22 protein-coding genes are annotated in these 18,704 nt (G+C 73.0%); 8 read left to right on the forward strand and 14 right to left on the reverse strand.

What is annotated here, in order from left to right:
• The first annotated feature begins 113 nt into the window (after positions 1-113).
• Positions 114-1,355, forward strand: a complete 1,242-nt coding sequence (locus ACTOWY_RS36625) for a pyridoxal phosphate-dependent aminotransferase (RefSeq protein ID WP_441314250.1) — start codon at positions 114-116, stop codon at positions 1,353-1,355.
• Positions 1,339-2,178 (forward strand): MurR/RpiR family transcriptional regulator, encoded by an 840-nt coding sequence (locus ACTOWY_RS36630; protein ID WP_441314174.1) that lies wholly within the window; start codon positions 1,339-1,341, stop codon positions 2,176-2,178. Before ACTOWY_RS36625 ends, ACTOWY_RS36630 begins: the two co-directional genes overlap by 17 nt.
• Before the next feature lie 5 nt (positions 2,179-2,183).
• On the opposite strand, the gene purE is transcribed toward ACTOWY_RS36630, so the two are convergent.
• The 3 genes from purE to ACTOWY_RS36645 are packed head-to-tail and all read right to left on the reverse strand — an operon-like array spanning position 2,184 to position 4,737.
• Positions 2,184-2,684, reverse strand: a complete 501-nt coding sequence (gene purE, locus ACTOWY_RS36635) for a 5-(carboxyamino)imidazole ribonucleotide mutase (protein ID WP_441314175.1) — start codon at positions 2,682-2,684, stop codon at positions 2,184-2,186.
• A gap of 1 nt (position 2,685) precedes the next feature.
• Entirely contained in the window at positions 2,686-3,879 is a 1,194-nt protein-coding gene (locus tag ACTOWY_RS36640) for a 5-(carboxyamino)imidazole ribonucleotide synthase (RefSeq protein ID WP_441314176.1), read from the reverse strand.
• A 30-nt stretch (positions 3,880-3,909) separates the two neighbouring features.
• Entirely contained in the window at positions 3,910-4,737 is an 828-nt protein-coding gene (locus tag ACTOWY_RS36645) for a GGDEF domain-containing protein (RefSeq protein WP_247763341.1), read from the reverse strand.
• Positions 4,738-4,923: 186 nt separating this feature from the next.
• Here ACTOWY_RS36645 and ACTOWY_RS36650 point away from each other — a divergent pair, with 186 nt between their 5' ends.
• The 3 genes from ACTOWY_RS36650 (at position 4,924) to ACTOWY_RS36660 (ending at position 8,544) form a co-directional block, all read left to right on the forward strand.
• Complete coding sequence (locus ACTOWY_RS36650) at positions 4,924-7,149, forward strand: sigma-70 family RNA polymerase sigma factor (RefSeq protein ID WP_441314177.1); 2,226 nt, start codon at positions 4,924-4,926, stop codon at positions 7,147-7,149.
• Between the two features lie 114 nt (positions 7,150-7,263).
• Entirely contained in the window at positions 7,264-7,848 is a 585-nt protein-coding gene (locus tag ACTOWY_RS36655) for a GtrA family protein (protein ID WP_441314178.1), read from the forward strand.
• 36 nt (positions 7,849-7,884) lie between these two features.
• Positions 7,885-8,544, forward strand: a complete 660-nt coding sequence (locus tag ACTOWY_RS36660) for a GtrA family protein (RefSeq protein ID WP_441314179.1) — start codon at positions 7,885-7,887, stop codon at positions 8,542-8,544.
• Between the two features lie 3 nt (positions 8,545-8,547).
• Here the strand turns inward: ACTOWY_RS36660 and ACTOWY_RS36665 are convergent, their stop codons facing one another.
• The gene (locus ACTOWY_RS36665) at positions 8,548-9,825 is read right to left on the reverse strand and encodes a sensor histidine kinase (protein WP_441314180.1); all 1,278 of its coding nucleotides are present in this window, start codon (positions 9,823-9,825) and stop codon (positions 8,548-8,550) included.
• 19 nt (positions 9,826-9,844) lie between these two features.
• Positions 9,845-10,519, reverse strand: coding sequence for a response regulator transcription factor (locus ACTOWY_RS36670; protein WP_441314181.1), 675 nt, complete (start codon positions 10,517-10,519; stop codon positions 9,845-9,847).
• Between the two features lie 17 nt (positions 10,520-10,536).
• Here ACTOWY_RS36670 and hisN point away from each other — a divergent pair, with 17 nt between their 5' ends.
• The gene (hisN, locus tag ACTOWY_RS36675) at positions 10,537-11,328 is read left to right on the forward strand and encodes a histidinol-phosphatase (RefSeq protein WP_441314251.1); all 792 of its coding nucleotides are present in this window, start codon (positions 10,537-10,539) and stop codon (positions 11,326-11,328) included.
• Positions 11,329-11,401: 73 nt separating this feature from the next.
• On the opposite strand, the gene ACTOWY_RS36680 is transcribed toward hisN, so the two are convergent.
• Genes ACTOWY_RS36680 through ACTOWY_RS36695 form a run of 4 tightly spaced genes read right to left on the reverse strand, consistent with a single transcriptional unit; the run spans position 11,402 to position 14,595 of the window.
• Entirely contained in the window at positions 11,402-11,683 is a 282-nt protein-coding gene (locus ACTOWY_RS36680) for a hypothetical protein (RefSeq protein ID WP_185001696.1), read from the reverse strand.
• The gene (locus tag ACTOWY_RS36685) at positions 11,680-13,821 is read right to left on the reverse strand and encodes a glycohydrolase toxin TNT-related protein (protein ID WP_441314182.1); all 2,142 of its coding nucleotides are present in this window, start codon (positions 13,819-13,821) and stop codon (positions 11,680-11,682) included. Before ACTOWY_RS36685 ends, ACTOWY_RS36680 begins: the two co-directional genes overlap by 4 nt.
• Before the next feature lie 37 nt (positions 13,822-13,858).
• Entirely contained in the window at positions 13,859-14,167 is a 309-nt protein-coding gene (locus tag ACTOWY_RS36690; RefSeq protein ID WP_441314183.1) for a WXG100 family type VII secretion target, read from the reverse strand.
• Entirely contained in the window at positions 14,164-14,595 is a 432-nt protein-coding gene (locus tag ACTOWY_RS36695) for a YbaB/EbfC family nucleoid-associated protein (protein WP_441314184.1), read from the reverse strand. The genes ACTOWY_RS36690 and ACTOWY_RS36695 overlap by 4 nt, the downstream gene beginning before the upstream one ends.
• 99 nt (positions 14,596-14,694) lie before the next feature.
• Between ACTOWY_RS36695 and ACTOWY_RS36700 the strand changes: the two genes are divergently transcribed.
• Together ACTOWY_RS36700 and selD are read left to right on the forward strand one after the other, a co-directional pair.
• Positions 14,695-15,141: a MaoC family dehydratase gene (locus ACTOWY_RS36700; RefSeq protein WP_441314185.1), complete on the forward strand. Its 447-nt coding sequence runs from the start codon at positions 14,695-14,697 to the stop codon at positions 15,139-15,141.
• Positions 15,142-15,149: 8 nt separating this feature from the next.
• Positions 15,150-16,121 (forward strand): selenide, water dikinase SelD, encoded by a 972-nt coding sequence (gene selD / locus ACTOWY_RS36705; RefSeq protein WP_441314186.1) that lies wholly within the window; start codon positions 15,150-15,152, stop codon positions 16,119-16,121.
• Here the strand turns inward: selD and ACTOWY_RS36710 are convergent.
• Genes ACTOWY_RS36710 through ACTOWY_RS36730 form a run of 5 tightly spaced genes read right to left on the reverse strand, consistent with a single transcriptional unit; the run spans position 16,094 to position 18,517 of the window.
• Positions 16,094-16,642, reverse strand: a complete 549-nt coding sequence (locus ACTOWY_RS36710) for a hypothetical protein (protein ID WP_441314187.1) — start codon at positions 16,640-16,642, stop codon at positions 16,094-16,096. The genes selD and ACTOWY_RS36710 overlap by 28 nt on opposite strands.
• Positions 16,643-16,660: 18 nt before the next feature.
• Positions 16,661-16,807: a hypothetical protein gene (locus ACTOWY_RS36715; RefSeq protein ID WP_441314188.1), complete on the reverse strand. Its 147-nt coding sequence runs from the start codon at positions 16,805-16,807 to the stop codon at positions 16,661-16,663.
• Positions 16,804-17,340, reverse strand: a complete 537-nt coding sequence (locus ACTOWY_RS36720) for a hypothetical protein (RefSeq protein ID WP_441314189.1) — start codon at positions 17,338-17,340, stop codon at positions 16,804-16,806. Before ACTOWY_RS36720 ends, ACTOWY_RS36715 begins: the two co-directional genes overlap by 4 nt.
• Positions 17,337-17,819 carry a hypothetical protein gene (locus tag ACTOWY_RS36725; RefSeq protein WP_441314190.1) on the reverse strand — a complete coding sequence of 161 codons (483 nt, stop codon included), beginning with the start codon at positions 17,817-17,819 and terminating at the stop codon, positions 17,337-17,339. The genes ACTOWY_RS36720 and ACTOWY_RS36725 overlap by 4 nt, the downstream gene beginning before the upstream one ends.
• The gene (locus tag ACTOWY_RS36730; RefSeq protein ID WP_441314191.1) at positions 17,819-18,517 is read right to left on the reverse strand and encodes a hypothetical protein; all 699 of its coding nucleotides are present in this window, start codon (positions 18,515-18,517) and stop codon (positions 17,819-17,821) included. The genes ACTOWY_RS36725 and ACTOWY_RS36730 overlap by 1 nt, the downstream gene beginning before the upstream one ends.
• Positions 18,518-18,704: the final 187 nt, after the last annotated feature.

An 18,704-nucleotide genomic window follows, 5' to 3' on the forward strand; every position in this document is an offset into this window, starting at 1 on the left:
TCGAGCATGTTAACCCCCGTTCACCCCGCGCGCCCTGTGCCCTCGCCCACCCTGGATGCAAGGGAACTTGCAGGATCCACTGAATCCTCAGCTATCTTTGTAGCGTGCTGGCCATGCTGACCCAGTCCGCGACGCTCGCCACCAACGAACGCATCCAGGCCCTGCGCGCCAGTGGCGTGCCAGTCACCCACCTGGCCTTCGGGGAGGCCGGGTTGCCGGTCGCGCCGGAGATCGCCGCCGCACTCGCCGCGGCCGCCGGGCGCAACTCCTACGGCCCCACCGCGGGCATCCCCGAACTCCGCGCCGCTGCGGCCGGGTACTTCGACCGCCGCGGTCTGCCCACCGAACCCGGCCAGGTCGTGGCCGGGCCGGGCAGCAAACCGCTGTTGCACGCGCTGCTGTCGGTGCTGCCCGGCGATGTGGTGCTGCCGCGGCCGAGCTGGGTGAGCTACGCGGCGCAGGCTTCGTTGCTGGGCAAGGAAGTCGTGTGGGTGCCGGTGCCCGAGGGCTCGGGCGGGGTGCCGGATCCGGCGTTGCTGGGACCGGCCCTGGCAGCGGCGCGGGCGCGCGGGCTGCGGCCCGGCGTGCTGGTGCTGACGTTGCCGGACAACCCGACCGGGGCGCTGGCCGGGGCCGGGACGATCCGGGCGGTGTGCGAGATCGCCGCCGAGCACGGGCTGATGGTGATCTCCGATGAGATCTACCGGGATCTCGCGCACGAGCCGGGCTCGGTGCTCAGCCCGGCGGAGATCATCCCGGAGCGGACCGTGGTGACCACCGGGCTGAGCAAGGCGACCGCGCTGGGCGGCTGGCGGCTCGGGGTCTGCCGGCTGCCGAAGGCGGAACTGACCGCCGCGCTGATCGGGGTGGCCAGTGAGATCTGGTCGAACCCGAGCACGCCGGTGCAGGTCGCGGCGGCCTACGTGCTGGCGGAGCCGGCACCGGTGCGGGCCTTTGTCGCGGCCGGGCTGGGGCTGCACCGGGCGGTGGTGCGCGCGGCCTACGACACGGTGCTCGCGGCGGGGGCGAGCGCTCCGGCGCCGGGCGGAGGTTTCTACCTGTACCCGGATCTGGAAGCGGCACGCGGGAAAGCAAGTACCGCGACTGATCTGGCCGAACTCCTGTTGGCGCGCTACCGGATCGGGGTGCTGCCCGGCTCGGCCTTCGGCGACGACCCGCGGGGGCTGCGGTTCCGGCTGGCCACCAGCCTGCTCTACGGCGACACCGACGAGCAGCGCTGGACCGCGTTGCGCAGCACCGATCCGGCGCGGCTGCCCTGGATCGCCGAAGCACTGGCGCGGCTGGGCACGGCCGTCGCGGAACTGACCGGAAAGGGCCATGGAGACCTTCGCTGAACTGACCTCCCTGCTGCGCACCGCCGAGCTGAGCCCGGCCCAGCGCACGCTGGCCGAGCGGGTGCTCGCCGACCCCGAGGGGGTGGCCTTCCAGACCGCGGCCGAGCTGGCCGGGGCGGTGGGGGTGACCGAGGGGACCGTGGTGCGCTTCGCCCAGCGGTGCGGGCTTTCCGGCTATCCGGCGCTGGTGAAGCTGTGCCGGGCGCACCTGTCCGGGCAGGCCCAGCTGGTCCGCCGGTTCGACGCGCTGGACGGGGACAGCGTGCTGGAACGCGCGGCCGAGCTGGACCGGCAGAACCTGGCCCGCACCTTCGCCCAGGTCGATCCGGCGGCCTGGCGGCTGGCGGTGGGCTCGATCGCGCGGGCCCGGCGGGTGCACGTGATGGGGCTGCGCAAATCGCACACCGTGGCCTACCTGCTGGGTTACCAGCTGGACCTGGTGTGCCAGGACGTCACGCTGGTCACCCCCGGGCCGGGCACGCTCACCGACAAACTGCGGCGGCTGGACCCCCGGGACGTCTTCATCGCGGTCTCGCTGCGCCGCTACGCCGCGGACACGGTGCGCGCGGTCCGGCACGCCAAGGCCGTCGGCGCCACCACGGTGGCCTTCACCGACACCGCCGCCTCACCGCTGGCCGGGCTGGCCGACGCGGTGTTCCTGGCCGATATGGCCGGGGCCGGACTGCTGCGCTCGGTGACCGCGCTGACCAGCCTGGTGCAGGCGCTGGCCACGGCGGTGGCGGTGGAACGCGGCGACGCCGCCTCGGCCGCACTCCGTCAGCAGGAGGCCCTGCTGACGGAGTTCGCCACCTACGAACCCTGAGCGGTTCAGCCCTGGGCGATCCGCTCCCGCAGCTTGGCGTCCTTGTCCAGCACCATGGCCTCCAGGTCGGCCTGGAACTTCTCCACCCGGACCCGCAGCGACTCGTCGTGCGAGGCCAGGATGCGCACCGCGAGCAGGCCCGCGTTGCGCGCGCCGGCCACCGACACGGTGGCCACCGGGATGCCAGCGGGCATCTGCACGATGGAGAGCAGCGAGTCCATGCCGTCCAGGTACTTCAGCGGCACCGGCACGCCGATCACCGGCAGTGCGGTGGCCGAGGCGACCATGCCGGGCAGGTGCGCCGCGCCGCCGGCGCCCGCGATGATCACCTTGAGGCCGCGGCCCGCCGCGTCGCGGGCGTAGTCGAGCATGCGCTGCGGGGTGCGGTGCGCCGAGACGACGCTGATCTCATGGGCCACCTCGAACTCGGTGAGCGCCTCGGCGGCGGCCTGCATGACCGGCCAGTCCGAATCGCTTCCCATGATCACGCCAACCTGCGGTGCCACGTCAGTTCCCTCCGTGCACGTCGTATCCGTCGGTCCACTCGCCGTGGGCGAGCCAGTGCGCGGCCAGCGTGGCCCGCCTGCGCGTCTCGGCCAGGTCCTGGCCGAGCACGTTGACGTGCCCGACCTTGCGACCGGGCCGCTCCGCCTTGCCGTAGAGGTGCACCCGCGCCTCCGGGAACCGGGCGAACAGGTGGTGGATCCGCTCGTCCACGCCCATCTTCGGCGGCGCGGGGGCGCCCAGCACGTTGGCCATCACCACCGCGGGGGCCTTCAGATCGGTCAGGCCCAGCGGGTAGTCCAGCACGGCACGCACGTGCTGCTCGAACTGGGAGGTGCCTGCCCCGTCCATGGTCCAGTGGCCGGAGTTGTGCGGGCGCATGGCCAGCTCGTTGACCAGCACGCCGTCCGCGGTCTCGAACAGCTCCACCGCGAGCACGCCGACCACGCCCAGCTCGGCCGCGATCCGCAGCGCCAGCTCCTGGGCCTGCTGGGCCAGTGCCTCGGACAGGTCTGGGGCGGGGGCGAGCACCTCGACGCAGATGCCGTCGGACTGCACGGTCTGCACCACCGGCCAGGCCGCGCCCTGGCCGAACGGCGAGCGCGCGATCAGCGCGGCCAGCTCGCGGCGCATCGGCACGCACTGCTCGACCATCAGCGGGGTGCCCGCGGCCAGCAGTTCGGGCACGGTGCGCTCGGCGCTCTGCGGGGTGTTGAGCATCCACACGCCGCGCCCGTCGTAGCCGCCGCGGACGGCCTTGAGCACGCACGGCCAGCCGTGCTCGGCGCCGAAGCGCAGCACCTGCGCCACCTCGGTGACCTCGGTGAACGGCGGCACCGGCACGTCCAGCTCACGCAGTTTGACCCGCATCCTGAGCTTGTCCTGGGCGTAGATCAGCGCATCCGGGCCGGGGTGCACGGTGACGTCCTCGGCGACCAGGGCGTGCAGGTGCTCGGCAGGCACGTGCTCATGGTCGAAGGTCAGCACCTCGCAGCCCTTGGCGAAGCGACGCAGGGCCTCAAGATCGGTGTGCGTGCCGATCTGCACGTCCCGCGCGACAAGCGCGGCGGGATCGGCCTCGGAGACGGCGAGCACCCGCAACGACTGACCGAGGGCGATCGCCGCCTGGTGAGTCATCCGCGCGAGCTGTCCGCCGCCGACCATGCCAACTACTGGGGTGCCGGTTCGGGGGTCCACGGGCAGGTCAGCCTAGTGCAGCGGCGCAGGTCAGCCGCGACCGAGGTCGTTGACGAGGTCGCAGGCGGCCTGATGGGTGGGCGGCAGCGCCTCCAGCCACACCCGCAGCGGCACGTTGCCCTCCAGATCCGGGTCGGCCGCCAACCGTTGCTCCACCAACCAGCGGGCGGTGGCCAGTCGCAAAGGCAATCTTTGATCACGCCGGGTGAGCACTGCTCCGACCGAGGGACCCACGACCGCCAGAGTCTCGCCCCGGTTGAACACCAGGCGTAGCACGTCGGCGACCAGCACCATGGCCACCACCCGGGACCAGCCGGTGGCCTGACTCAGGTCGATGCCGACCATGGCCAGCACGTGCCGGTCCTCGGTCCGCTCCCCCGCCGCGGTGGCCTCGTGGTAGACCTCGCGCAGCCGTGTGCGCAGGTAGGAGGCGGTGGCGAGGCCGGTGAGCCCGTCGGTGGCCTCGGCCGAGGTGACCCGGCCGGACATCTCCTCGGCCCAGCCCAGCGCGACCACCCGCAGCAGTCGCGCCGGCACCGCGTCCGGGTCGGCGGAGACGATGCCGTCCCGGCCGTCCGGGGCCTCCAGCACCGCGTGCAGCGCGGCCAGATCCTGCAGCGTCTCGGCCAGGCTGGCCCCGGCCTCCGCCCGCCGGTGCCCCAGCCTGATCAGCGCGGATGCCACATCCCCCGGCTCGACCACGGCCCGGCAGACCGCGTCCACCTCGGGCAGGGTCCAGTCAGCGGGGAACGGCCAGCCGGCGGCCAGGCTCGCGGTCCGCCACCGCGAGCGCAATGCACGCAGGTCCGCGTCGCTGCCACCGCGGCTGGGCCGGGGCGCCACCTCACGCACACTCACGCTCGATCGGTCTCCTTCTCGAAAGGCCCCTGGTTCTGCTCCGATGCGGTGACGCGCCAGACACCTCTTCGTGACGCCGTTCGAGGTGACGAAGCACAAACCGTTCCGTCACACTGAGCGAGCACACCAGGTGGGCGATATCGGAACAGCCGGTGCGATGTCGTGCGCCACACATGGAGGACGGGCGTGGCAACAGTTCAGGACGAGATCCAGGGTCCCAGCGACGCGGAGCTGATCGACTCGGTGCACTCGGGTTCGATGGACTCCTACGCCCTGCTGTACGAACGGCACGTGTCGGCGGCCTACAACCTGGCCCGCCAGATGTCCCGCTCGCCGGGCGAGGCCGACGACCTGGTGTCGGATGCCTTCGCCAAGGTCCTGGACACGCTGCGGGCAGGCAAGGGCCCGGACGCGGCCTTCCGCGCCTACCTGCTGACCGCGTTGCGGCACAACGCCTACGACCGGTCCCGCCGGGAGAAGAAGGTCCAGGTCTCCGACGATGTGGCCGCCTTCGACTCCGGCGTGCCCTTCACCGACACCGCGGTCGCCGGGCTGGAGAAGACCCTCGCCGCCAAGGCCTTCGCCCGGCTGCCCGAGCGCTGGCAGGCCGTGCTGTGGCACACCGAGGTCGAACAGCAGTCCCCCGCCGAGATCGCGCCGATCCTGGGGCTGACCGCCAACGGCGTCTCCGCACTGGCCTACCGGGCCCGCGAGGGCCTGCGCCAGGCCTACCTGCAGGTGCACCTGGACTCGGTGGCCGAGGAGCAGTGCCGGGCCACCGTGGACCGGCTCGGCGCTTGGACCCGCGACGGCCTGTCCAAGCGGGAGACCGCGCAGGTCGAGGTGCACCTGGACACCTGCGCGCACTGCCGGGCGCTGGCCGCGGAGCTGCACGATGTGAACGGGGCCATGCGGGTGTTCATCGCCCCGCTGGTGCTCGGCGGCGCGGTCACCGCCTACCTGGCGCTCTCGGCCACCGCGGCCAAGGCGGCAGGCGTGGCCGCGGTCGCGGTCACCGCGGGCGCCGCGGCTGGCGGCGCGGGTGGCATGGCCGGTGCGGCCAGTTCGGTGCCCAGGCAGTTCCTGGCCACCGGGGCCTCGGCGGCGGCCGTGGTGGCCGCGGTCGCGGTCGCGCTGGCCGCGGGCGAGTCCCCGCAGAACCCGCCGGTGGCCGCCCCGCCGCCGAGCAGTTCGGTGGTGGTGCCCAGCCCGGCCCAGCCAACCCCCAAGCCCCCGCCACCGAGCCCGCAGCCACCTCCACCGGCACAGCCACCACCCAGCACCCAGCCCAGCCAGCCACCGCCGCCGCCACCCCCGCCGCCGCCGACGACCACTCCCCCGCCGCCCGCGCCGACCCCCTCGCTGTCCGCCTCCGCGCCCAGCGAGCCGGTGCAGCTCACCCCCGGTGGCGCCCCGGTCGACCTGCCGGTGACCGTGCGCAACAGTGGCAACGGGGTGTCCGAGCCGGTCACCGCGGCGCTGAACCTGCCGCCGGGCGTGCTGGCCGAGGTGCCCGGCGCTGGGCAGCGTTTCGCCCGCACCGGCGTGCTCGCCCAGGCCGTCAAGGCCATCGGGATCAGCTGTCAGAGCGGTCCGGGCCGGATCTCCTGTGTGACCGGCCGCGGGCTGGAACCCGGTGAGTCGGTGACCTTCGGGTTCCGGCTCAGCGCCGGGCCGGACGTGCAGCCGGGGCGGATCACCGGCAACGTGAACGCGGGCACGGCCATCAGCCTGTCGCTGTCCGAGGTGACCGTGCGGGTCAAGCAGAACGACGCCCTGGAACTGCGCGCGGAGACCTGGCACCACGGCTGGTGGTGGCCGATCCGGATGGATGTCACCGCGATCAACCGGGGCACCAGGGAGGCGCCGCTGGCGGTGACCATCACGCTGCCCGAGCGCACCGTGTCCTTCGCCTGGACCAAGCACTGCAAGGGCCACGGCAACGTGGTGACCTGCACCGGCAGGCTCAAGCCCGGCGAGCGGGTGGTGTTCCGGACCTGGCTCACCTCGCTCGGCGTGATCAAGGACGAGGCGCAGGTCAGCGGCACCCTCGGCGAGGCGCAGGCCGCGATCACGGTGCCCATCCACATCCGCGAGCACCCGGGCCCGGTCGACCCGGACCGCCCGCCGAACCCGCCGGTGCCCGGCACCACCACGCCGCCGACCACGACCACGACGCCGGTGAAGCCGACCACGCCGGGCAGCCGGAAGCCGACCACGAGCGGCCGGGAGCCGGGCAACTCCGAGCAGCCGAGCACCCAGCCACCGCCCGCCGCGCCGCCGTCGACCAAGCCGGTGCAGCCACCCAAACCGACCTCTCCGGCCCGCACCACGACCTCCGCGCCGCCGCCGCCGACAACGTGTAAGCCGACGCTGCCGCCGTGGCTGTCCTGGCTGCTGCCGGAATGCTGATCGGGAGTGTCGGCCGGGAGTGTCTCTGACAAACCCGGCAAACCCGGCCGGTAGTTGGTGAATAAGGCACGGGCCGATCGGGGGGTGTGATCGTCGATCTCTACACTCGCCCGGGTGTTCGCAGCCGAAGCCGTGTTCGCCAAGTTGCCCCCGCGATACCGCGACTGGATTCGGCAGAACCGGGAGATGTTCCGCTTCGCCGTGGTCGGCAGCGCGACCTTCCTGGTCGACACCGTGGTGATGTACAGCCTGAAGTGGACGATCCTGGACACCAAGCCGGTGACCGCGCGGGCGATCGGCGTGATCGTGGCCACCGTGGTCGGCTACGTGCTCAACCGGGAGTGGTCCTTCCGCACCCGCGGCGGCCGCGAGCGCCACCACGAGGCCGCGCTGTACTTCCTGATCAGCGGCGTCGGCGTGGTGATCAGCTCGGCGCCGATGTGGGTGGCCCGGTACGCGCTGTTCCTGGAGGAGCCGCACGTCAGCTGGGCCGTGCAGGAGATGTCGGACTTCCTCAGCGGCCTGATCCTGGGCACCCTGCTGGCGATGGTGTTCCGCTACTGGGCCTTCCGGAAGTTCGTCTTCCTCGCCCCGAAGGCCGCAGCGCCGAGCAAGCCCGAGGTGCACACCATCATTCACTCGGCCCGCGCGGAGAAGCGCCTGGCCAGCGCGGAGGAGCGGTCCGTTCCGCTGCGCTGAGGCCAACCGGGTGAACGGAATCCGTAGACTGCCGGAGTGGCCGTTGTGGAAACCGTGCTCGGATTGCTGCCGCAGGGCCTGCGGCGGCACCTGCTCAAGCACCGTGAGCTGCTGAAGTTCGCCCTGGTGGGCGGAACGACCTTCCTCATCGACAGCGGCATCTTCTACGGCCTCAAGCTGACCGTGCTGGAGGCCAAGCCGCTGATCGCCAAGGGCATCGCGGTGCTGATGGCGACCATCGTCTCCTACGTGCTCAACCGGGAGTGGTCCTTCCGCACCCGCGGCGGCCGCGAGAAGCAGCACGAAGCGGCGCTGTACTTCCTGGTCAGCGGTATCGCGGTGGGCATCTACACGGCCCCGCTGGCCTTCTCCCGGTACGTGCTGGACCTGCGCTACCCGGACGTGAGCCTGCTCTCCCAGGAGCTGGGCGACTTCTTCATCGGCCAGATCGGCGGCGTGCTGATCGGCATGCTGTTCCGCTGGTGGGCCTTCCGGAAGTTCGTCTTCCCGGAGGAGGGCGTGCGCCCGCACAAGACCTACCGGGTGGGCGAGCCGGTGCTCACCGACCACGAGATCAACGGCAGCGCGAACGGGACCGCGACCAACGGCACTGGCGCGGCCAACGGCAATGGCAAGGCCCGGCGGAGCACGCCCAAGCGCACCGATGAGGACGAAGAGCAGCTCGGCCACTCCTGACCGTCAGCGCGGGCTGGCCTCGGTCGGCCAGCGCAGGTCGGGCACGTCGTCGGCACGCGGCACCGGCAGGAAGATGCTGAAGGTGGCCGTGCGCGGCACGGACAGTTCCAGCCGACCGCCGTCGGCCTCCACCAGCGCCCTGGCCAGCGCCAGGCCCACGCCGGTCGAGCCGCCGCCGGAGACGCCGCGCTCGAAGATGTGCGCGGCCAGGTCCTCCGGCACCCCGCCACCGCCGTCGGTGACCTCCACCACGATCATCGCGTCGCCGCGCCGGGCGCTCACGTGCACGGTGCCGCCGCCGTGCCGCAACGCGTTGTCCAGCAGCACGCCCAGGGTTTCGCGCAGCCGGGACGGGGTGGCCCTGGCCAGCAGCCCGTTGGGCGCGCGCAGCCGCAGCGCGCGGCCGTGCTGGCGCAGCGAGGCCCGCCACTCCTGGACCATGATCGGCAACTGCGAGGCCAGGTCCACCGGTTCGGCGTCCACCGCGCGGGCCGCGTGCGCGGCGGCCAGCAGCTCGTCCAGCACCGTGGACAGGCGTTCGGACTGCTCCAGTGCCGCGTTGGCGTCCTCGGCGGTGGCCTCCTCGGCGTGCATGGCCAGCGATTCCAGCCGCAGCTGCATCGCGGTCAGCCTGCTGCGCAGCTGGTGCGAGACATCGCCGATCAGCTCCCGCTCCCGTTGCAGCAGCTGGGCCAGTGCCGAGGCCGAGGTGTCCAGTGCCTCGGCCAGCTTGTCCAGTTCGTTTATCCGGTAGCGCCGCGGATCGGGCCGGAAGTCACCGGCGCCCAGCCGGGCGGCCCGGTCGGCGACGTGCCGCAGCGGCTCGGCCAGCCGCCGCGCGGTCACCGTGGCCACGGTCGCGCCGATGCCGACCGAGAGCACCACCAGCAGGGCCACCACCCCGGCGACCTCCAGCTGGTCGGTGCGCAGCGGCGCGGCGCTGGCGGCAACCGTCACCTGGCCGTGCTGGGCCATCGGCACCGATTCGCTCATCTCATCCGGCGCGGGACTGCCGCCCAGTGTCCGGTCGCCGGAGGAGAGCCCGGTGACCCTGACCTGCCCGCCCTCCGGCCGCAGCACGTCCACCGCGGACATGTCGATCTGCCTGCGCTCGGCGAGCTGGTTGTCCAGCACCGCGGCGATCTGCCTGGCCCGGTTGGCCAGGTCCCGGTGGGTCACGTCGTGCACCACGGTCAGCGCCGTGTATCCCAGCGGCAGCCCGAGGGCGACCCCGGTCACCGCCACCGCCAGCAGGGTGGACTGGAGGATTCGGCGACGCACCGGCACCCCTCCTCACGACCTAATCGCTGTTGAACCGGAAGCCGACGCCGCGCACGGTGGCGATCCGGCGTTCGGTGTTGCCACCCTGGGTGTCCCCGATCTTGCGGCGCAGCCAGGAGATGTGCATGTCCAGGGTCTTGCTGCCGCGCAGTTCGGGGTCGTTCCAGACCTCTTCCAGGATCTCGTCCCTGCTGACCACCTGCCCGGCCCGCTGCATCAGCACCCGCAGCAGCTCGAACTCCTTGTTGGCCAGGGTGACCTCGTGCCCGTCGACCAGCACCCGGCGCGCGGCCAGGTCCAGCCGGACGCCGCTGGCCTCCAGCGTGCCCGGCGAGCGTCGGCGCAGCAGGGCCCGGATCCGGGCCATCAGCTCGGCCAGCCGGAACGGTTTGGCCACGTAGTCATCGGCCCCGGCGTCCAGACCGACCACGAAGTCCACCTCGTCGGCGCGGGCGGTGAGCATGAGCACCGGGATGCCCCGCCCGTTCGCCCGCAGCCTGCGGCAGACCTCCAGGCCGTCCAGCCGGGGCAGGCCCAGGTCCAGCACCAGCAGGTCGACCTCGCCGTTGCTGGCCGCCTCCAGCGCGCTGACCCCGTCCGCGACCACGTGCACCGAGTAGCCCTCGCGCTGTAACGCGCGGGACAACGGGTCGGCGATCGCGGGGTCGTCCTCAGCCAGCAGCACCACACTCACGGCACCAGCCTAGGCTGCTGGACGTGACCACGTATTCCGCGGATCTTGATCTCGCGCTGCGCCTGGCCGACACCGCCGACTCGATCACCCTGGACCGCTTCCGCGCCCGCGACCTGGTGGTCGAGCGCAAGCCCGACCGAACCCCCGTCACCGACGCCGACCTGGCCGTCGAGGACGCCATCCGGACCGTGCTGACCGCCGAACGACCGGACGATGAGGTCGCGGGCGAGGAACGCGGCGGCACCGACTCCGGCGCGGGCCGGGTCTGGGTGCTGGACCCGATCGACGGCACCAAGAACTTCCTGCGCGGCGTGCCCGCCTACGCCACCCTGATCGCCCTGGTCGAGGACGGCCGCCCGGTCCTCGGCGTGATCAGCGCCCCCGCCCTGCATCGCCGCTGGTGGGCGGCTCGCGGCGCCGGGGCCTGGGCCGCGCCCACCGGTGGCGAACCGCAGCGGCTGGCCGTCTCCGGCGTGCGCGAGCTGGCCGATGCCTACCTGTCCACGACGCACCTGGGCTCCTGGGTGGAATATCACTCCCGGGATGCCTACCTGCGGCTGGTCGACGCCTGCTGGGAGAACCGGGCCTTCGGCGACTTCTGGCAGCACTGCCTGGTCGCCGAGGGTGTCATCGACCTGGCCGCCGAGGCCATCGTGAACCCCTGGGACGTGGCCGCGGCCCAGGTCCTGGTCGAGGAGGCAGGCGGCCGCTTCACCGACCTGTCCGGCAAACCCGACTACACCGGCGGCAGCGTCCTAACCAGCAACGGCCTACTCCACCAGCCAGCCTTGGACCAGCTCGCCCACTGACCCTCTCCCGCCCGACTTGGGCCAACCGGTACGCCAACTTGGGCCAACCGGGCGTACCAGTTGGCCCAAGTCGTCAGGGCACCTGCTGGACCACGCCCAGCGCGCCGCGGCTGACCTGGGCCCAGGTCAGGCGGCCGAACAGGTAGAAGCAGGCGACCTGTTCGTTGGAGAAGCGGGCCCAGTCGTAGCGGTTGCCCTGTTCGCGCCAGAAGACCTCCCAGCCGAACTGGCCCTCCTCGTCGGCGACCTCGTCGCGCAGCAGGCACCAGGCGTTGTCGGCCTCCGCGCCGATGGACACCACCTGCGGCGGCACGCCCAGCGCGCGCAGCCATTCCCCGATCGACTCGGCGTTCACGCGTTGACTTCCTCTCCCAGTTCGACCAGGAATCCCAGGGCGAGCAGCTCGGCGGCGGCGTGGGTGGCCCGGAACCGGACCCCGCCGCCTGCCTGACCGAACCACGGCGCGGCCACCGTGCGCCACACCGGCAGCTCACGGGCCACCTGGAACCGGTGGTAGCCCTGGCCGATCAGTTCCGGCGGCAGGCCGCGTTCGGTGAACGGGGTGCCGTCCACGGCGAAGACCCGGCCGTCCCGCGGGCCGAACCGGTCCACGATCGAACCGACCGAAAGCACGATCGGCTCGGCCCCGTCCGGGTCGACGCCGCCCTCCGGGCACAGCTCGGCCGGCGGCCAGGCGTACTCGGCGGCCCGGTCGTCCTGGGCCGCGCGGGCCAGGAAACGGCGGTCCCAGTCGCGTTCGTGCTGGCCGCCGAGCGGGTCGTAGTCCGGGATCAGCGCGAGCACGGCCGGGTGGTCGGCGGCCAGGCCCGGGGTGCGCGGCACCGGGGCGACCGGGTAGCCGGTGATCAGCCCGGACCGCGGGTGGTCGTGCGGGGCGAAGCGCAGGCCCGCGGCGTAGTCCAGTTCGGCGCGTGGCCGGGGCAGCTGGCGGTCCGGACGGTTGGCCGGCCTTGGCATGTGCCCCAACGGGAACAGGTGCACCAGGAACAGCGCCAGCTCGTCGTCCTTGCGGGCCGGGGCCGGGATCTTGGCGGCCACCGGGCGGTCCGGTTCGACGATCGGCTGCACGCCGGGGGCCATGTCCAGGTACCCGGCGCCGGGGCGGACTCCGCGCCAGTCCTTGTTCGGCCCGAACCCGCCGTCCAGCCCGACGCCACCGCGGCCGCCGGGCACCGGCACCGGCGCGACACCGGCCGCGCCGCCCGCCGCCGCGCCCGCGTGCGGGGCGCCGACGGCGGAGTGACCGGGTCCGGCGATCGGCTGGGCGGCCGGCGGTGGTGCCGGCGGCGCACCGGGCGCACCCGGGCCGAACTGCTGGAAGTTGGGTGGCGGCTGCGGCGGGGGCGGTCCGGGGGCCGCGGTCACCGGCGCCGGAGCGGCGGGTGGGGCGGCGACCGGTTCCGGCGAACCCGCCCAGGACAGCTGGACCTGGTTCGGGGCCGGGGCGGCAGGCGCGCGGTGCACCGGGGTCGGCGTGGGGTCGTAGTAGACCGGCGGCGGCGGTCCCGGCTGGTTCTGCCGGGGCAGCTCGATCGGGCCGGTCTGCGGGCTCGGGTCGTAGTACGGCGGCGGCGCGCCCTTGCCCGGCTGCGGGCCGAAGGAGGGCTGCTCGTGATCGCCCGCGCGGCCAGGGTCCGGCTGACGCGGATCCGTGGGCAGGCCGGGCTGGGTGCCCGGCGCGGCGGCCGGGGGCGCCCCGGACGCACCGCCGGGGAGCGGGTACTCGCCGTCCCTTGGCTGGAGCACCTTGGTCAGATCCACCGGCTGGCCGGAGTTCTGGTAGACGAGGTTGCCCTCGCCGTCGCGCACGTACTCACCGGGCATGCCCAGCAGGTTGCCGCTTTCCGGGTGGATCAGTCGACCGCTCTTCGGGTCCAGCAACCAGCCGGTGGCCGGGTCGACCTGGTATCCGGTCTTCCCGTCCCTGGCCCCGGGGCCGGTGACCGGGTAGACGTCGGACTCCACCGAGCCGTCGCCGCCGAGCACCACGGTGCCCGCGAGCTTGTCGGTCAGGCTGGTCAGGTTGGCCAGCGCGCTGCTGGCCTGGGAGTTGCCAGAGGCGAGTGCCTCCAGGCCGCCCTCGGTGGCCAGCAGCTGGGCGACCTCGCTCTGCCGGACCAGCTTCAGCAGCTCCGCGATGATCTTGGTCTTGGTGGCCGCGATCTCGGTGGCCGCGTGCTCCAGCCGCTGGGCCGCGCGCAGGCAGCCCTTGGCGATGGCGGGCATCCGGCCGGTGTCCGCGGCGACAAAGCCGTTCCAGTGCTTCCTGGCCGTCTCGGCCGCGTCCCCCTTGGCCGTCTGCAGCGCGTGCTGGGCGACCGCGTCGGTCTCGGTGGACAGCCGGGTGACCCCGTCACCGGCCGCGCGCCAGGCCTTGGCGGCCAGCCGCATCTTGTCCTCATCGCCCTTGGGCCACTGCACCCGCAGCGCCTTGGCGACCTGGGCCACCTCCGGCGGTAGCTCGATCCCCATACCGTCCTCTCCCCGACTTCCCGGCGCTCACCTGAACTCAGGTGAGTTTCAGCTTCTGCTCGGCGTCCCGTTCGCTGCTCTGGTACTCCTCGGCGGTGTCCGCGAGCTTGCCGCTGACCGCCACCAGTGCCTCCGGCAACTTGCCGAGGGCCGTCAAGGTCGCCTCCGCGTCCGGCAGGTAGGTGCGGGCGAAGTTGCGGCCCACCGCGTCCGAACCCCAGCACTCGCCCTGTTCGGTCAGGGCCCGTTGCAGTTCGGCGAAGATGGTCCCGGCCCGGTCGCCGTAATCGTCGAAGTCCCCGGCGGCCCGGCTGAGCCGCTCGTGTTCTACCCGGAACCCGCTCACCGCTCTCCTCCCGCACGCAGCCAGTTCTGCTGTTCGAAGTCCTCATCGGCCCGTGGCGGCCGCAGGTTCAGCTCCGCCTCGGTGAGATCGCCGCTGCCGTCGAGCACCGCCTGTGGATCCGCGTCGGCCGGCAGCAGCGGGGCCAGGGCGCGGGCCGCGCTGGCCGCGGCGAGCGCGGCGGCCGCCTCGGTCACCTGGAGCACCACCTGGGCCAGTTCGGCGGCCCGGTAGCGCTGGTAGGCGTTCTCGGTGATCCGGAGATCGACCAGGGTGCCGCGCGGGCCGACGGTGACCGTGACCAGGCCGTCCTCGCTGCTGGCGGTCTCCCTGACCTCGCGGAAGGCGCGCTGCACGGTGCCCAGCTGGTCACGGCTGCGCCGGTAGTCGGCGATCAGTTCGGCCACCTGGGCCTTGTGGTCGGTCGGCACGAGACCTCCAGGGGTGGGACGCAGGTCACCCCTTTGACGGCCGAACACCCCTCCCGGTTCCCGCTGGATCGAAGGCTTTTCAGTGGCACGATCGTTGGCATGCCAGCCATCGCCTTCGAGGACCTCATCCCGGGACGGATCATCCCGCTCGGCGAGATCGTGATCGACAAGGACGAGATGCTCGATTTCGCCGAGCGTTTCGACCCGCAGCCCTTCCACCTGGACGAGGAAGCGGGCGCGGCCTCGGTGCTGGGCGGGCTGTGCGCCTCCGGCTGGTACACCAGCTCGCTGTGGATGCGGTCCTATGTGGACCACGTGCTGGCCGGTTCCACCTCGCAGGGCTCGCCGGGCTGCTCCGAACTGCTGTGGCCCAAGCCGGTCTTCCCCGGCGACGTGCTGCGCAGCGAGCTGGAGGTGATCTCCGCGCGCCGGTCCAAGAGCCGGGAGCGGCTGGGCCTGGTGGAGATGACCGGACGCGCCTACCGGGGTGACGAGGTTGTCATGCGGACCACCTTTGTCGGCATGTTCGGCACCCGCGAGCCATGATCGGGTGAGTGAGACTCACTCAGTACGCGCGCGGCGGCGGCTGCGCCTGCAAGATCCCGCCCGGTGAGCTGGAGTCGGTGCTGGCCGGCCTGGCCGCGCCGCACCCGGACCTGGTGGTGGGCGCGGAGAACGGCGACGACGCGGCCGTGCGCCGCCTCGACGACACCCGGGGGCTGGTGCTGACCACCGACTTCTTCACCCCGGTGGTCGACGACGCGGCGGACTGGGGCCGGATCGCCGCGGCCAACGCGCTCTCCGACGTCTACGCGATGGGCGGCCGCCCGGTGCTGGCGGTGAACCTGCTGGCCTGGCCGCGCGAGGTGCTGCCGATGGAGCTGGCCGCCGAGGTGCTGCGCGGCGGCGCGGAGATCGCGGCCAGGGCGGGCTGCCCGATCGGCGGCGGGCACAGCATCGACGACGCCGACCCCAAGTACGGGCTGGCGGTGACCGGGCTGGTCGAGCTGGCCAGGATGCTGCGCAACGACGCCGGACGCGCGGGGCTGCCGCTGTCGCTGACCAAACCGCTGGGCACCGGCGTGCTCAACACCCGGCACAAGCAGACCGGCGAGGTCTTCCCGCAGGCCATCGCCACCATGATCGCGCTGAACGACCGGGCCGCCGAGGCCGCGGTGGCCGGTGGCGCGCGCTGCGCCACCGACGTCACCGGCTTCGGCCTGCTCGGGCACCTGCACAAGCTGGCAAGGGCCAGCGGGGTCACCGCGGTGCTGGACCCGGCCGCGGTGCCCTACCTGGACGGGGCCCGCGCGGCCGCCGGGGCCGGGTACGTCAGCGGCGGCACCCGGCGCAACCTGGATTGGGTGCGCCCGCACGCCGAACTGGCCGGACTGTCCGAAGTGGACGCCCTGCTGCTGGCCGACGCGCAGACCTCCGGCGGTCTGCTGGTGGCGGGCGAGGTGCCGGGCGCGCCGGTGATCGGCGAGCTGGTGCCAGCTCAGGGCCCGACGATCACGCTGGTCTGAGCCAGCGCGAAAGCCAGGCACAGCAAGGCGGTCAGCAACCGGGAGTGCCGGAGCCAGGCCGCGTCCCAGGCGCCGGGCGGACCGTGCCAGCGGACCCCGAAGGTCATCACGGACCGCCCGGCCCCGAACGCCAGCCCGGTGAGCAACGCGGTCAGCGGACTGGCGAACAGGGCGAGCAGCACCAGCGCGGCGTACGGCAGACCACTGGTCACGTAGGTGCGCAGGCCGGTGCCCATCTCCAGCCCGAACTGCAGCGGGCCGAACACCGGGCCGTGCCGGAACACCGTCTCCGGCACCAGCCGGGCGTTCTGCGGCAGCGGGAACCGGAGCAGCCCGAACTCCCGCAGCACCAACGTGATCAGCCACCCGGTGACCAGCCCGGCCGGCACCACCGCGGGCAGCAACGGCCGCAGCACCGAGCCGATCACCAGGAACCCGAAGGCACTCAGCACGCCGCCGAGCAACAATCCCCCCGCGAACGCGAAGGGCGCGACACCCCGCCAGACCGGCGAGCCCAGCACCGAGGCTGAGTTCCGGCTTCAGGTGGAGCCGCTGACCGCGAAGCCCGCGGCGGCGCCGACCACCAGCCAGGACCAGCCGGCGCCACCGCGGTCGAGGGCGAATCCGGCCAGCGCCACCAGCGCGAGCAGGACCGCCGCGGTCAGCGGATGCCAGAACCTGGTCATCGCACCAGGGCGCGGCAGATGGTGAAGTAGGTGTTCGTGGTGCCGTTCTTGGTGACCGTGAGGTTGCCGTCGGAGCAGCGGTACACCCGGCCGTCCGGGGTCCGCCACTTCCACGCGTTCTTGCCGTTGCACGAGCTGCTCACGGTGGCGTAGACCTCCGCGCCGAAGGTGCCGGAGCGGTGCCAGCCGTTGGCGCAGTACTCACTGGAGCGGAACTCGCCGCCGAAGCAGGCGCCCGCGGCGGTGCGGAACTGGCCGCCGGTGTCCTTGTCCTCCTCGTAGCCCTGCGGGTAGGCGTCCTTGCAGTCGTTGCGGTCCCAGCCCTCCAGGCCACCCGGCCCGGTCTCGGCGTGCGCGCTGCGGTTGCCCCAGGTCAGCGACAGGGTGCCCAGGGTCAGCGCGGACAGCGCCACCCCGCGCAGCACGCCCCGGCGGCTGGCCGGGGTGCGCAGCGCGCGTAGACCGCCGGTGGAGGAGTAGCCGCCCTCGGGGAGGACGTCGGCGTGCGGGATGAGGTCGAGGCGGAGGGTCACGAGGGCTGCCTTTCCGGGGCACGCAGCGCGCGGAGCACGTCCGCGGCGGAGGTGGGCAGGACCAGGGAGTCGATCCGGCCGTCGGCGGCCACCGACAGCAGCATCGGCGGGTTGAGGTGGGCCAGGCCCTGCCAGGCGTCCCGGTCGGTGATCAACTCGACCGAGTCGGGCAGTTCGGGCCAGGCGGTGCGGTCCTCGTAGGTGAGCAGCGCCGGGCGGTCGGCGTGCCGGGCCAGTTCGGCGGCGGTGAACTGGCACAGCGGGCAGCCGGAGTCGGCGACCAGCACGGTGCGCGGGCCACCCAGCTTCGCGCTGACCGAGTCCGGCAGCCGCAGGCCGGTGCCGCCGAGTCCGGTGGCCTGGCCGGCGGTGAGCCCGCGGCGCAGCAACCGCACCTCGCGCAGCACCGCGGCCAGGCCCAGGTACAGCAGCACGATCGCGGCCCAGGCCAGGATCAGCAGGGCGAGCACGGGATCCATCAGCGGCCTGCCCAGGCCACGTCCAGGCGGCCCACCCAGTCCAGCAGCTCCTCGGTGGAGGCCACGGTGTCCCGGCTGAGCTGCACCTCGGCCGCTCCACGCGGTCCGGCCAGCACGAACAGGTAGTCCCTGGCATCGGCCGAGCCCGCGCGGCCGGGCAGCGCCAGCCGCCACAGCTCGCCGCCGGGGGTGGGCGCGCCGCGGTGCTTGGGCAGCACCTGGCGGGCGGTCTCCGGACCGGGAATGGTCACGGTGCCGCGGCCGTGCACGGTGAGCGTGATCCGTTCCAGGACCTGCTCGACCACGGCCCGCACCCGCAGGCCCTCGGGCCGGTCGTCCAGGTCGAGTCCGGCGAACAGCGCGACCAGGGTCTCCCGGTCCGGCGCCGGACCGCTGAACACGGTGAGCAGCTCGTGGAAGGGCCCCAGCCAGCTCACCACCGTGGTGTCCCGGTCGGCGGTGGCCGCGACCACGATCTCCCGCCCGGCGCCGAGGAACCGGTCCACCGGGGTGGCGGGCAGCACCTCCCGGCAGGCGAACTCGTGGTAGCCGCGCGGGCCGATCTGGAAGCCCCGGCTGTAGACGCCGCCGGCGAACCGCACCTCGGCCGCGACCGCGGTCACCCGGGCCTGATCCGGTAGGCCGACGGTCACCTCCCGGCCACTCGGACCGCGCAGGCGCAGTGTTGAACCGGCCACTTCGGACCTCCCGTTCACTCATCCGTGGTCATTCGTTCGTGTGCACCTTTGAGCCTGCTCATCAGCGAAAGTCGCGGCCTCTCGGCAGGGTCCGAAAGGTTTCGGGTTTGCCGTGCTCCCGGTAGGACAGATCACGAGAGGTATCGCTCAATCGGGTCAACCTGAGTGAGGATCAGGCGTCCATGCT

Source organism: Crossiella sp. CA198 (genome assembly GCF_052078295.1).
Classification (GTDB): domain Bacteria; phylum Actinomycetota; class Actinomycetes; order Mycobacteriales; family Pseudonocardiaceae; genus Crossiella.